12 protein-coding genes and 1 pseudogene are annotated in these 13,712 nt (G+C 69.9%); 5 read left to right on the top strand and 8 right to left on the bottom strand.

Translation table 11 applies throughout. The annotated features are described in order from the left end of the window. Positions 1–531, bottom strand: a pseudogene (locus D473_RS0107325) (DUF222 domain-containing protein); the annotation flags it as partial. Between the two features lie 796 nt (positions 532–1,327). Between D473_RS0107325 and D473_RS0107315 the strand changes: the two are divergent. Further along, positions 1,328–1,945: a LysE family translocator gene (locus tag D473_RS0107315; protein WP_026126697.1), complete on the top strand. Its 618-nt coding sequence runs from the start codon at positions 1,328–1,330 to the stop codon at positions 1,943–1,945. Positions 1,946–2,087: 142 nt separating this feature from the next. Further along, positions 2,088–2,654, top strand: a complete 567-nt coding sequence (locus D473_RS0107310) for a type I-E CRISPR-associated protein Cas6/Cse3/CasE (protein WP_026126696.1) — start codon at positions 2,088–2,090, stop codon at positions 2,652–2,654. A gap of 7 nt (positions 2,655–2,661) precedes the next feature. On the opposite strand, the gene D473_RS0107305 is transcribed toward D473_RS0107310, so the two are convergent. Further along, positions 2,662–3,135 (bottom strand): SdpI family protein, encoded by a 474-nt coding sequence (locus tag D473_RS0107305; protein ID WP_241474723.1) that lies wholly within the window; start codon positions 3,133–3,135, stop codon positions 2,662–2,664. Positions 3,136–3,375: 240 nt separating this feature from the next. On the opposite strand from D473_RS0107305, the gene D473_RS0107300 reads away from it, so the two are divergent. Beyond that, positions 3,376–4,677 carry a sensor histidine kinase gene (locus D473_RS0107300; protein ID WP_241474722.1) on the top strand — a complete coding sequence of 434 codons (1,302 nt, stop codon included), beginning with the start codon at positions 3,376–3,378 and terminating at the stop codon, positions 4,675–4,677. Continuing rightward, positions 4,674–5,342, top strand: coding sequence for a response regulator (locus tag D473_RS0107295; RefSeq protein WP_017608425.1), 669 nt, complete (start codon positions 4,674–4,676; stop codon positions 5,340–5,342). The genes D473_RS0107300 and D473_RS0107295 overlap by 4 nt, the downstream gene beginning before the upstream one ends. A 60-nt stretch (positions 5,343–5,402) precedes the next feature. On the opposite strand, the gene D473_RS0107290 is transcribed toward D473_RS0107295, so the two are convergent. Beyond that, entirely contained in the window at positions 5,403–7,034 is a 1,632-nt protein-coding gene (locus tag D473_RS0107290) for a serine hydrolase domain-containing protein (RefSeq protein ID WP_017608424.1), read from the bottom strand. A gap of 135 nt (positions 7,035–7,169) precedes the next feature. Beyond that, positions 7,170–8,174, bottom strand: a complete 1,005-nt coding sequence (locus tag D473_RS0107285) for a bile acid:sodium symporter family protein (RefSeq protein WP_017608423.1) — start codon at positions 8,172–8,174, stop codon at positions 7,170–7,172. A 70-nt stretch (positions 8,175–8,244) separates the two neighbouring features. Here D473_RS0107285 and D473_RS0107280 point away from each other — a divergent pair, with 70 nt between their 5' ends. Next, positions 8,245–9,129 (top strand): LysR substrate-binding domain-containing protein, encoded by an 885-nt coding sequence (locus D473_RS0107280; RefSeq protein WP_017608422.1) that lies wholly within the window; start codon positions 8,245–8,247, stop codon positions 9,127–9,129. A gap of 384 nt (positions 9,130–9,513) precedes the next feature. Here the strand turns inward: D473_RS0107280 and D473_RS0107275 are convergent, their stop codons facing one another. Genes D473_RS0107275 through D473_RS0107260 form a run of 4 tightly spaced genes read right to left on the bottom strand, consistent with a single transcriptional unit; the run spans position 9,514 to position 13,695 of the window. After that, entirely contained in the window at positions 9,514–10,587 is a 1,074-nt protein-coding gene (locus D473_RS0107275; protein ID WP_017608421.1) for an ABC transporter ATP-binding protein, read from the bottom strand. Continuing rightward, positions 10,584–11,645 (bottom strand): ABC transporter ATP-binding protein, encoded by a 1,062-nt coding sequence (locus tag D473_RS0107270; RefSeq protein ID WP_026126694.1) that lies wholly within the window; start codon positions 11,643–11,645, stop codon positions 10,584–10,586. Before D473_RS0107270 ends, D473_RS0107275 begins: the two co-directional genes overlap by 4 nt. Before the next feature lie 2 nt (positions 11,646–11,647). After that, positions 11,648–12,691, bottom strand: a complete 1,044-nt coding sequence (locus D473_RS0107265) for an ABC transporter permease (protein WP_017608419.1) — start codon at positions 12,689–12,691, stop codon at positions 11,648–11,650. Beyond that, positions 12,691–13,695, bottom strand: a complete 1,005-nt coding sequence (locus D473_RS0107260; protein ID WP_017608418.1) for an ABC transporter permease — start codon at positions 13,693–13,695, stop codon at positions 12,691–12,693. The genes D473_RS0107265 and D473_RS0107260 overlap by 1 nt, the downstream gene beginning before the upstream one ends. Positions 13,696–13,712: the final 17 nt, after the last annotated feature.

Below are 13,712 nucleotides of genomic sequence, written 5' to 3'. Positions count from 1 at the left end.
CTGCACCGACATCGCCTCCCGCTCACGTTTGGCCCCCACCAGCCCGGTCTCGATCATGGACCGGTAGCGCTCCGCGTCCGGGCGGGCCTTCTGATCGCGCTTTTTCACCTCGCGCTCGGCGCCGGAGGCGATGGCTGCGGCCTCGCCCAGCGTCAACACCCCCTCGGCCAATGCCTGGGCCGTGTCGGGCAGGGACCCGGTGTGCAGGCCGGTGGCCAACAGGGCCAGCCGTTTGGCCTCATCGGAGTGGATGCCCCACGCGTGAGTCAGGTAGGTACCCGCGTTTTTCTGGCCGCCCTCTTCGAGCAATTCACCCGAGGCTTCCATCCGCGCGATCGGGGCGAGCATCGCGACCCTCAGCTCGTCGATCTTGGCGTGCACCGCCTCGATACGCTCCAACACCCCAGCAGCCGCACCGAACGGAATCTCACCACCGAAAGAGGCGATGACCTCATCGGCCGCAGCACCCAGCGCGGCAACGGCCGCGTCGGGGGCCGCTCCTGCGCCGGGTGCTGCGGTGTGGTCCGTCATGCTTCCATTCTAAAAGAAGCATCTCTGGAAACGGCACTATCCCCAAGGGTATAAGACCCTTACTTTGATCTACGAAACCGCTTCGCAGCTCCCCGAAGATATTCCCTGAAAATGGGCTTGTGGATAACTCCACCGGCCTGCTTTCCCGCGATAAAATGAGAGGGGGGCCGAACCGCGCGCACGCCGGCTTGCCCTGGCCTCAATGCCGTCACCGGGAGTGCCGGGGCCGGGCTTGTGCCTTACGCAGGAGCGAGCCACCATGCCCACGCCGCAAGCGGTGGTCGCAATGTGGCCACCACAGGGGGTGTGGGAAGTGCGCGTCCACCATTTCTTTGGCAACCGGGCGCCGGGGGTGGAGGGGTTCGTCGATGAGGGTCGGGAAGCCCGGCGTCAAGGGTCGGAGCGCACACCCCGAGGCGCCCCACACCGACCACGCACGACGCCGCCACCATCCCCACCCAGGGGCAGGAGTGTGGGTGGCGCCGAAGCGGGTTGCGCGTAGACCCGGCCGGGCTAAAATCCCGACCCCGACGAACCACGATCCCCGGCACCACAAGAAACCCCACGCCCCCACCCCCGCACACCCGCAGCCGCCCACCCCCGTCTGCTCGGCCTGCTCCGGAACCTGCCCACGTTCCGGAGCGGTGTGCGGGCGCGCTTCGATGACAAGGCCGAGATCGGTGCGGACGGCCCGGGCCACCTGGTGACGGCGGGCACCCGGCGCGTGGTGTGACCGGCCCCGGGGTGGTGAAACACACGGGGCGGGGACCCTCCCGCGGGTGGAAGCATGGATTCCATGGTTGGGGAACTTCTCGTCGCGGCCGGCATGCTCGTGGTGATCACCGTGGCACCCGGCCCGGACATGGCCGTGGTGACCCGGAAGGTCGTCTCCGGCGGCCGCGGTCACGGCTTGCGTACGGCGGCAGGCATCATCGTCGGCCTGTTCATGTGGGGTCTGTTGACGGCGGCCGGCCTGTCCGCACTCCTGGCGGCCTCTCCCACGGCCTTCACCGTGGTGACCTATGCGGGCGCGGCCTACCTCGTGTACCTGGGGATCCGCGCCCTCCGCGACAGCCGCCGCACGGTCGGCGAGGACGTCGAGGCACCCCCGGCCCGGGGTGGAAACCCGTGGGTGATCGGTTTTGTCACCGACGCCCTCAACCCCAAGATCGCGGTCTTCTACATCACCCTGCTCCCCACGCTGGCCCCGTCCGCGCTGCCGACGCAGTGGGGCATGGCGTTGCTGGTCGCGGCGCACTTGGTGCTCACGGCGCTCTGGCTGGGCGGGTACGTGCTGGTCCTGGACGCCGCGAAGCACTTCTTCGCGCGCCCGACGGTGCGCCGCTGGATGGACCGGATCATGGGCAGCGTGCTGGTCGTCTTCGGCCTGCGCGTCGCGGTGAACAGTCCCTGACCGTCGGCCCGACCGCGACCTTCACCGGCCCGACCAGGGGTCCTCTGCTCATACGGTGAAGTCGTCACCACGGCGCGGGCCTTCCGCGTCCGTGCCCGTACACACGCCCCGCCCCGGCGGGAACGAACCGGATCGGATCACCTTGTACCTGAGCCGCATCAGCCTCGACCCCGAGCGCACCACCGGAATGGAGCAGTGGGCGGTGATGGGGCGGGCCGTGCGTAAGGCGGTCGACCCCGACCCCGATTCCGACGCCCGGGCGCTGTGGGCACGCCTGTCCCCGACCATCCTCGTGATCAGCTCCGACACCGCCCCGGCCTGGGGCAAGATCCCCGGCGCGCTCTCGGTCACCTACCTGCCGATGCCCCGGTACGGGGAAGGCGAGACCATCCGCTGGGAACTGATCACCGCGCCCACCGGACAGAAGCAGGTGGAGCCCACCGACGAGAAGCCGCGGTCGCGCGGCAAACGGGTCCCTCTGCCCGAGTCGGAGTTCGACGACTGGCTGGACCACAAGCTGGAGGGCGCGCTCCAGATCGAGAGCGCCACGTGGAAGCGCCTGGGCGGCAGGCCGGCCCGCTACCACTTCACCGGCACAGCCATCGTCAAGGACAGCGACGAGCTCCAGGACCTCTCCCTGGACGGCATCGGCGCGGGGCTCGCGACCGGCGCCGGTCTGCTGCTGACCAGTCCCCTCGATCCCCGGTAGCCGGCGGTCACCGCTCCCGTTCCTCCCCCTCGTGCGGGTCCTCGGCGAGGGCGTCCTCGCGCGCGTCCTCCTCCGCCAGGGCCTGTTTCGCCGCCCGCTGGGCCCGTATGGTGCCGACGACCAGCACGGCGGTTCCCGCACCCAACAACCCCAGCTGTGTCCAGACCTGCGGCCAGAGGCTGTCGAACAGGAACAGCGGCACGATCGAGAGCGCGAAGAACAGCCCGCTTCCGGTGAAGACCGGGGCCGCACGGTCGTGCACCGCGTACCAGTTGCGTGCGCTGTCCATGGTGAAGGCGGTACGGATTCCGGCGAGCGGGTTCGGGTGGAGTGTGCGCCGGGCGCTGAGCACCCCGCACGCCAACAACGCCACGGCCGACGCGGCGATCACGAATGTCAGCCACACCAGGGAACCGCCCTGGATCGCCTCCTCCCCGGCGGCCACGGCCGTAGTGGCCCATGGGAGACCCGGTGGCTTCATGCGTTCGCCTCTTCCGTCGCTCTGATCCGGTTGTGCGGGGTCAAGCCTAGGAAACCGTGCCGGTGGCGAGCCATCCCACGTTCGTGGGGGCGGTGGCCCATGACACGGGTCCTCCGCCCATGACGGCCGTCATGTTCCGCTCACGTGCCCGCGCACGTGAAAGGCGGCTCGGCGACGTGCACGGCCGACAGCATAAGCTGAGCCGTGCACACCGTCTCCCCCGTCTGCGCTGGTAGCCCCGTGACCGGTACACCTGTGACACGTCGATCGCGTCCCCTGCTCGATCCCGCCCGTTGGGATCCCCGCGGCAGGACGGCTCCCCCGGCCGCGCGGATCCTGTTCTGGACCACCCTCGGGCTCATCGTGCTGCTGCGGGGCTTCTTCTCCCACCTGGAGGGGCAGTTCGTCCCCGCCATTTTCGAGGACATCCCGTTCGTTTACCTCGCGGCGTTGGCCTGCCTGGTACCGACCGTGCTCCTGTGGCCCCTGCTTCCCTGGCACAGGCAGCCCTCGGCGCGCGAGACGGCGGCCACGGCGGGCTTCACGCTCGCGTCGCTGGCGGTCTTCTCCGTCATCGAATTCGGCCACTACTTCCTCCTGGCCACGGTCGTCGCTCAGGCCACGAGCGCGTTCGGGCTGCGGGGAGGTGTGCTGTCGTCCGGCCTGTTCGGTGTGGTCAACTTCGCGGTCCAGTACTCCGTCACCGAGTTCACGGCCATGATGTCGGCCTCCAACAGCGCTGCGGTGGCCGTCTCCGGGCTCATCATCTGCTTCGTCGTCGCCGGGCTCGTGGCCGCGGGCCGCCGGGCCCAGCACACCCGCGAGCTCCTCACCGGCCTGGAACGCGCCCATCGCGACTTGGAGGACACCCACCGCAAGCTCCGCCACTACACCGCCCGCACCCGTGAGCTCGCCGTGGCCGAGGAACGTTCCCGCATGGCCCGCGAGATGCACGACAGCACCGGCCACCACCTCACCGCGATCAACGTGTGTCTGGCCAACGCCGAACGCGGCGGCCCCGTGCCCGACCAGGTACGCGAGGACATCGGCGAGGCCCGGCAGTTGGCCAAACAGGCGCTCGAGGAGACCCGCCGGTGGGTGCGCGCCCTCAAACCCCTCGACCTGGAGGGCCGGACCGGGGCTGAGGCCATCGGCACACTGGTCGAGTCCTTCGCCGACACCGGAGCCCGGACCCGGTTCCGGCTGGAGGGGGCCTGGCCCGAGAGCATGGACGGCGAGGCCGAACTGGCCGTCTACCGCGCCACGCAGGAGGGCCTCACCAATGCGCTCCGCCACTCCGGCGCCGGACACATCGACGTGACCTTGCAGGTCACCGACGATGCCGTGGCCGTGGAGATCGCCGACGACGGGGGCGGTGCGGATGAGACGGCCGCCGGTTCCGGGTTCGGGCTCACGGCCCTGCAGGAGCGCCTGGTCGCTCTGGGCGGCTCCCTGAACTGCCGCAACCGTCCCGAGAACGGGTACGTGCTCACCGCCCGCGTGCCCCGTGAAGTCGACCCGAGCCTGGAGAGCGTCTCGTGAGTACACCGCCCGTCCGTGTCCTGGTGGTCGACGACCAGTCCCTCATGCGCCGCGGCCTGGCCCGACTCCTGGCCGCTGAGGACGGGATCGAGGTCATGGGCGAGGCCGGCCACGGCGAGGAGGCGCTCGCCCTGCTCGCCGGGCTCGCCGAGGAGGAAAGACCGCACGTGGCGCTGGTCGACGTACGGATGCCGGTCATGGACGGGATCACCCTGATCCGACGGCTGGGCGAGGACCACCCCGCGGTGGCGACGGTGATCCTGACGACCTTCCAGGAGGACGAGTACCTGTTCGAGGGGCTGCGTGCGGGGGCGCGCGGTTACCTGCTCAAGGACACCGAACCGGACGAGGTCGCCATCGTGCTGCGCCGGGCCGCACGGGGCGAACGGGTCCTGACAGGAGCGGTCGCGGACCGGCTCGTCGGGGCTCTGGATACCGCCCCGGCGCCGGTTGCGAACCCGCCCTCGCCGTCAGCGGGACCGCTGTCGGAACGCGAGACCGAGGTCGCGCAGCTCATCAGCGAGGGTGCCGCCAACCGGGAGATCGCCGGACGCCTCTTCGTCACCGAGGGCACCGTGCGCAACCACGTCACCAACGCGCTGCGCAAGCTCGACCTGCGCGACCGCACCCAGCTCGCGCTCTGGTACTCGCGCGAACGAGGTTGAGGCGGGTACGGGGAGCGCGGGGCCGTCCTCCCCGTACTCCCCGTACCCGAGTCACAGGGCTCAGGCGATGATGGCCAGTCCGAACACCGACGCCCCGGCCAGAACGAGCGAGAACAGCAGCGACAGTACGAACACGGTGATGTGCAGCCACCGCCACCGGGCCGCCTCCACCGGAACCCGCTTCCAATGCCACACCCCCACCGTGACCGCGGCTGCGATCGCGCCGGCCGCGCCGGCCGCGACCGCGTGCGGGGTGAGGGCCCAGCTGCCGAACTTGACCGCGGCCAGCAGCCACGCCACCGCACCCGAGAGGAAGGAGACCAGACGGAGCCGGTCCAGCGGGCGCTGGGTGATGAGCGTGCGGCGGCGGGCCACGAACGTGAGCAGCAACAGGGCCGGCAGCAGCGCCATGAGCACGGTCTGGGTGATCAGGAAAGCCGGGGGCATGAGCGCCGGGAGCGGCTCCGGGTCGTCGGAGAGCAGCTCGAACGCGAGCGCCGGCGCCTCGACCATGAACGAGTTGGCCATGATGACGACCACCTCGTCCTCACCGAGCGCGACCATGGTGCGGGTCCCGTAGGTTCCGCCGCTGTGCCAGCTCACCTCACCGGCGTCGGGGACGTCGAGGACGTGCCAGCCCAGGCCCATGTCGAGGCTGCCGCCGACGCCCTCGGCCTCCTCGGCGTCCTCGGACAGGCCGTCCGCGTCCACGTCCTCGCGTTGGACCTCCAGGGCGCCCATGCCCGGGGCGGTGCCCTCGGCGACGGCGGTCATGAACCGGGTGAGGTCGGCGGTGGTGCTCCACGTGGTGACGCCGGCGGCGGCGTAGTCGGTGTTGTGCCACTCCTCGGACCGGGCCCCGGGTTCCACGTACGGGGGAGCTCCGCCCTCGGGGATGCCCTCGGAGATCACGGTGTCGTCCATGCCGACGGGGTCGAGGACACGCTCGCGCACGAGCTCCTCGTAGGGGGTTGCGCTCTCCTGCGCGAGGGCCTCGGCCAGGACCGTGTAGCCCACGTTCGAGTACATGTAGCTGTCCTGGTTCACCGCGACCGCGTCCGGCAGGTAGTCCATCGGCGGGAGGGCATTGCGGTAGGCGTCGCCGAAGGTGAGGCTGCGCACGAGCGCGTCCGGGGCGCCCGCCGCGCCCTGGCTGAGCCCGGAGTGGTGGTTGGCGACCTGTTCCAGGGTCGCGTCGGCGATCGCGTCATCGGTGAAATCGACGTCGGAGAAGACCTCGCCCAGGGTGCGGTCGAGGGAGGTCTCGCCGTTCTCCACCATGTCGGCGAGCGTCATCGCCGTGAAGGTCTTGAACACCGACGCCGTCTCGAACGGGGTGTCCTCCTCGACCGGGGCCTCGCCATCGGTGGTGCCTGCGAAGGCCCACTCGACCGCGCCGGTGTCGTCGGCGGGGAAGCGGGCGACGGCCATGCCCTGGACGAGGTCGGGGTCGACGGAGGCCTCGAGGTCGCCGACGAGCTCGCCGTCGCCCTCGAACTCCGCAGGCGGCATGGACTCGTGCGGGAACAGGAGCAGGGCCAGGAGCGCGGCGGCCACGCCGGCACCCAGTGCCGCGAGCCACACACGCCCGGGCGCCCGCGCGGCGCGGGGGATCCGGGGGCGCTTCGGACGTTTCGGGCGCTTGGGCGCGGGTTCCGAGGCCTGGTCCTGGGGGAGGTCGTCCGATGTCATGCGCTCAGTTTCCGCCGCAGCTGCCCTCGCGCACCAGTCACCGTTGTCATGGCCGTTTCCATGACAACGGTCATGCGACCGGCCGCCCCGGCCGTGCGTCCGGGACCCGATCCCGCCCGGGACCGCCGTCTCGGATCACCGACCATCCGGTAGGACGGCCGGTGACTCCGCGTCCGCTTCGGGAACGCTGGGGGCGGCCCGGCGGGCGATCACTGCGCACACCAGCAGCTGGATCAGGTGGAAGACCATCAACGGGAGCACGTACATCCCCACCTGTTCTGCCGGAAACAGCAGGATGGCCATGGGGAGCCCGCTCACCTGGCTCTTCTTCGACCCGCAGAACATCAGGACGACCCGGTCGGCCCGTTCCATCCGCAACAGTCGGCCCAGGCCGGTGAACAGGGTGAGGACCACCGCCAGGAGTACGCACGAGACCAGAACGACCATGAGCAGCTGCGTGGGCGGGACGACCTCCCAGAGCCCCTGCGTCACACCGACGCTGAATGCCGTGTACACCACGAGCAGGACCGACCCCTGGTCGACGACCGACACGATCCGGTGGTGTTCCTTCAACCACGGCCCGACCCACCGGTGCAGCACCTGCCCGACGACGAAGGGCACCACCAGCTGCCCGAAGATCCCGAGCAGCGACTCCGGGGTGATCTCCACGGCCGATCCCAACAGGAGCGCAGCGAGCAGCGGGGTGAACACGACCCCCAGCACGTTGGAGATGGAAGCCGAACTCACGGCCAGGGCCACGTTGCCTCGCGCGATCGAGGTGAACGCGATCGAGGACTGCACGGTCGAGGGCAGGATGCACAGGAACAGGAACCCCGTCGCCATCACCGGGCTCAGCACCGACGACGGCAGCGCGACGATCGCCAGCCCGAACATCGGAAAGAGCACGAACGTGCAGCCCAGCACGAGTAGTTGGAACCGCAACCGGGAGAAGCCCCGTCGAGTCTCGGTGGGCGAGAGTTTGGCCCCGTGGAGGAAGAACAGCAGGCAGATCGCCACGATGGTGGAGTGGTCCAGGGCCTCCGCCGCCATCCCACGGGCCGGTAGCACCGTCGCCAGCACGGGCAGCAACAGCAACATGAGCAGGAACGGGTCCAGGAAGAGACGCAGACGGGAAAGCATCAGTCCACTCTGCCGTCCGCTTGCCCATTCGGAAACAGGCATACCGTACTGTCTGTATTCACATAACGTGATGACCATGCGGAACGAGCTCGACCTGGTCCAGGTGCGCACCTTCGTCACGGTGGCCGGCCAACTCAGTTTCTCCGGAGCGGCGCGACAATTGGGCCTCAGCCAGTCCGCGGTGAGTCAACACGTACAGCGCCTGGAATCCAGGGTCGGCCGGGCCCTGCTGGAACGCGACACCCACACCGTGCGCCTGACCGCAGGCGGTGAGGCCTTCCTGGGGTACGCCCAACGCATGCTTGTTCTGAACGACGAGGCGATCGGCGTCGCCGGTGCGTCCGAACCACGCGGGCGCGTGCGGTTCGGTGTCTCCGAAGACTTCGCGCTGACCCGGCTGCCCGACTTCCTGCGCCGCTTCCGCGCACTCCACCCGCGCATCGACCTCGAATTCACGGTCGAACTCAGCGTGATGCTGCACCGCCGTCTGAGGGCCGGAGAACTCGACGCCGTGCTCGCGATGCGGCTGAACGCCACCACGGGCGTGGACGCGTTCCGGCCCCGGACGTTGTTCCACGACCCCCTGGTATGGGTATCGGCCCCCGACGTCGAGGTCGACGCACACGAACCGGTTCCGCTGGTGCTCTATCCCCGACCGAGCCTGACCCGCGACGCCGCACTGGACGCGCTGGTCTCCGCCGGACGCGCGTACCGCGTGGCCTGCACGTCCGGGAGCCTCAGCGGGCTCCGCGCGGCGGCCCTGGCCGGACTCGGAGTCATGCCGTTCGCCCGCTCGCTCATTCCGGACGGGTTGGTCCATCGCGACCACGGTCTGCCCGGGCTCCCCGGGACGACCTTCGCGTTGGTGACCCGATCCGGCACGTACCCGCCCGCCGTGCGGGCACTCGTCGAGGCGCTCCAGGGGGACCACCACGAGCTGCGCGTCGATCCCTGAGTCAGCCTCGGGGGAACCACTCCGAGGGTGGTTTCACTGGCACCTCGTGGTCGACGAAGGCAGGGGGCACGACAGCACGCCCTCCGGCTCCCCGTTCCCCGACCCTCGCACCCGGTGCCCTGGTCATCAGCGGCGAGCGAGAGGGTGAGGAGGGAACGATGGACGAACTGGTCGGCATCGTCCCCTGACCCTTGGAGGGCGCGGCAAACCCCACTCTTCCTAGTACGGCAGCCGTACCAGGTGGTTATCGTTCGTGTCTGGCCCCTGGAGTGCACCCCCGTGGTTTCCTTCCCCGCTCCGTTGGTGAGGGGCCTTCCCCCAGCCGAGCTCGAGGGCAGGGCGCGGGCGGCCACTGGGGGACTCGGACGTGGCCGCCCGCGCGGTCTACCCGCCGGGGACGATGCGCTCGGCGTGGTCCTCGTTGGGGCGGATCTGCCCGGAGAGGATCTCCTCGGCGTAGTGGCAGGCCACCCGGTGCGTGCTACCGGAGTCGGCGTCGCGCAGCGGCCGCAGCTCGGGACGCTCGGTGTCGCAGCGCTCCTCCTGCCGCCACGGGCAGCGGGTGTGGAAGCGGCACCCGGTCGGAGGGTCCGCGGGTGAGGGCAGGTCGCCCGCGAGGAGGATGCGCTCGCGGGTCTCCTCCACCGACGGGTCCGGCACGGGCACCGCGGACATGAGGGTGCGGGTGTAGGGGTGCAACGGGGTGGAGTAGATGTCGTCGCTGGAGGCCTCCTCCACGAGCGCACCCAGGTACATGACACCGACGACGTCGCTGACGTGGCGCACCACCGCGAGGTCGTGCGCGATCACCAGGTAGGTGAGGTCGAGTTCCTCCTGGAGTTCCTCCAGCAGGTTGAGCACCTGCGCCTGGATCGACACGTCCAGGGCGGAGACGGGTTCGTCACAGATGATGAGGTCGGGGCGCAGCACCAGGGCGCGGGCGATACCGATGCGTTGGCGCTGGCCGCCGGAGAATTCGTGCGGGTAGCGCTTGAGGGCCCGGGCGGAGAGGCCGACGCGTTCGAGGGCGGCCACGACCCTGTTGTGGCGGTCCTGCTGCACCTGGCGGCGGTCGTCCCCGTCGCCGATTCCGTGGGTCTGCAACCCCTCCATGAGGATGGAACCGATGTTCTGGCGCGGGTTGAGGCTGCCGAGGGGATCCTGGAAGACCATCTGCAGGTTCTTGCGTTCGCGGCGCATGGTCTCGGCGTCGAGCCCGGCCAGATCGCGCCCGCCGAACCACACCTCGCCCTCCGTGACGGGGTTGAGGCGAAGCACGGAACGCCCGAGGGTGGTCTTGCCACAGCCGGACTCGCCGACGAGGCCGTAGGTCTGGCCGCGTTCGATGCTCAGGCTCACACCGTCGACGGCGCGCACGTGGCCGACGACCCGGTCCACGAGAATGCCCCGTTCGATGGGGAAATGGACCTTGAGGTCCTTGATCTCCAACAGACTCATCGGTCCTCCTCCTCACCCACGGCTGCGGGGCTCTCCAACGTCGTGCGGTCGGCCGCCCCGGCGTGGTCGACCGGGTTGACGCAGCGGTGCACGTGGTCTCGGTCGCCGCGTTCGACCAGGGGCGGCGGGCCCTGGAGGCACTCCATCGTGTAGTGGTCGCAGCGGGGCGCGAAGGCGCACCCGTCGGTCCAGTCGATGTTGTCGTTGACCGATCCGCGCACGGGGGTGAGTGGTTCACCGCGGGGGGCGTCCAGGCGCGGGATCGAGCCGAGCAGGCCGACGGTGTAGGGGTGGGTGGGTTCGGCGAACAGGGGTGCCCGGGGTGCGCGTTCGACGGCGCGCCCGGCGTAGAGCACGTTGATGTCGTCGCACAAGCCGGCGACGACGCCGAGGTCGTGGGTGATCATCAGCAGCGCGGTCCCTTCTTCGGTGACGAGGTCGCGCAGCAGTTCGAGGATCTGCGCCTGGATGGTCACGTCCAGGGCGGTGGTGGGTTCGTCGGCGATCATCAGCTTGGGGCGGCAGGCGACGGCCATGGCGATGAGGGCGCGTTGGCGCATGCCTCCGGAGAGCTGGTGGGGGTATTCGCGCAGGCGGCGGGTGGGATCGGGGATGCCGACGCGGTGGAGCAGGTCGGCGGCCTCCTTGCGGGCGACCTGCCCGCGCATGCCCCGGTGGCGTGCGAGGATCTCGGTGACCTGGCGGCCGATCGGCACCACGGGGTTGAGGGAGCTCAGCGGGTCCTGGAAGATCATCGCCAACTGCGACCCGCGCAGGTCGCGCATGCGTCGTTGGGGCAGGGCGAGCAGGTCCTCGGGGCCCTTGGGCAGTTGCATGACGGCACGGCCGCCGACCTCGACCCCGTGGTCGGGCAGCAGGCCCATCAGGGCGAGGGAGGTGACGCTCTTGCCGCACCCGGACTCTCCGACCAGGCCGGTGACCTTGCCTTCCTCCAGGGAGAAGGACACCCCGTCCACGGCTCGCACGGGGGTGGATCCGCGCCCGCCGAAGGCGACGGACAACTCCTCCACCGCGAGCAGCGGCGTGTTGGAACTCATGGTCACTTCCTCAGCTTCGGGTCGAGCGCCTCGCGCAGGGACTCACCGAGCAGGGTGAAGCCGAGCGCGGTGATGATGATGCCCAGAGCGGGATAGACGGCGAGGGCGGGCGCGGTGGACAGGAAGCGCTGCGCCTCGGCGAGCATGGTCCCCCACTCGGGTGAGGACGCGTCGGGGTTGCCCAGTCCCAGGTAGGACAGGGCGGCGGCGTCGATGATGGCGGTGGCCAGGGTCAGGGTGGACTGCACGATCACCGGCCCCATGGAGTTGGGGAGGATGTGGGTGAGCGCGATCTTGCGCTTGCGCACGCCCAGGGAGCGGGCGGCGAGCACGTACTCGCGGTTGCCCTGGGCGAGCATGGCTCCGCGCAGCAGCCGGGCGAAGATGGGGATCTGCGCGATACCGACGGCGAGCATGACCGTGGTGAGGCTGGGCCCGACGAGGGCGGCGACGGTGACGGCCAGCAGCAGGGTGGGCAGTGCCAGCATCATGTCGATGACCCGCATGACGACGTTGTCGACGCGGCTTCCCCAGCGGCCGCCGAGTACGGCGCAGGAACCGGCGAGCCCGCCCAACAGGGCCCCGAAGGCGAACCCGACGAGGGTGGCGACGACGCCGACCATGAGGGTCTGTCGTGCCCCGATGATGAACCGGGAGTAGAGGTCGCGGCCCAGGTGGTCCAGGCCGAGCCAGTTCTCGGCGCGGGGGCCGACGAACTCGTTGCGGTTGGGGAAGACCTCGCTGCCCCAGGCCTGTGAGGTGGGGCTGTAGGGCGCGAGGAGCGGCGAGAACAGTGCCACGATCACGAAGACGACGACGATGACCGCGCCGGTGATGGCCATGGGGTTGGTGCGCATGCGGCGGAAGGCGTCGATCCAGATCCCGGAGGCCTGGCCCTCGTCGACGCGTGTCCCCATGAGTTCGGCGAGGCGGTCGGCCTTGGCGGCCTTGCGTCGGTGCAGGGGGACCCGTTCGTCCTCGGTCGCGGTGGCCCCGTTCCCGTCGGGGGTTCCGGACTGGTTCGGTGAACTCGGTGTAGTAGGCATCACTGGGCCCGCACTCTCGGGTCGAGGAGGCTGTAGGAGACGTCGACCAGGAGGTTGATCACCACGTACATGGCCGCGATGAGCAGGATGAACCCGGTCAGGACCGGATAGTCGCGCCCGTGGGTGGCCTCGTAGATGAACGATCCGATCCCGGGGAAGGCGAAGACGCTCTCGGTGAGCACGGCGCCGGCGAACAGAGCGCCGGACAGGAGCCCGACGGCGGTGACGACGGGCAGGAGGGCGTTGCGCAGCACGTGGCGGGTGCGCACGGTGGTTCGGTGCAGGCCCTTCGCGTTGGCAGTGCGCACGTAGTCCTCGCTCATCACCTCCAGGACGCTGGCGCGTGTCATCCGGGTGATGACGGCGAGGGGGATGGAGGCCAGCGCGAGTCCCGGCAGGGCCAGATGCAGGAGGGCGTCCCAGACCACGTCCCATTCACGGGTCATGAGGCCGTCGAGGACGAAGAACCCGGTGATGTCGGTGCGGTTGACGGCGGGGGAGAGCCGGAAGGCGGACGGGAACAGACCGAGCTGTTCGGCGAAGACCACCTTGAGGAGGAAGGCCAGGAAGAAGACCGGGGTGCAGATGCCCAGGAGCGATCCGCCCACGGCCGCGAAATCCAGGGCGCCTCCCCGCCTGCGTGCGGCGAGGTAGCCCAGGGGCAGGCCGAGCGCGACGGCGATGGCGATCGCGGTGACGGCGAGTTCGAAGGTGGCCGGAAAACGGGTGAGGAACTCCTCCAGCACGGGGCGTCCGGTGTGGATGGAGGCGCCCAGGTCGCCTTGGAGGATTCGCCCGAGGAACGAGAAGTACTGGACGGTGAAGGGTTCGTCCAGTCCCAGTGACTCCCGCAGCGCCTCCCGTTGTTCGGGGGGCGCGTTGTCGGGCAGGAGGGCGTTCTCCGGACCGCCCGGAAGCCGTTGCAGCCAGACGAACAGCAGGACCGAGAGCCCGAGGAGGGTGGGAATCAGCTGCAGGAGTCGTCTGACGATGAATCGCAGCACGTGCGCCGCCTTTCGCC

The sequence above is a fragment of the Nocardiopsis xinjiangensis YIM 90004 genome (genome assembly GCF_000341145.1).
GTDB lineage: Bacteria > Actinomycetota > Actinomycetes > Streptosporangiales > Streptosporangiaceae > Nocardiopsis > Nocardiopsis xinjiangensis.
Note: the sequence above shows the minus strand (reverse complement) of the source record. Positions and strands in the feature narration are given on the sequence as shown.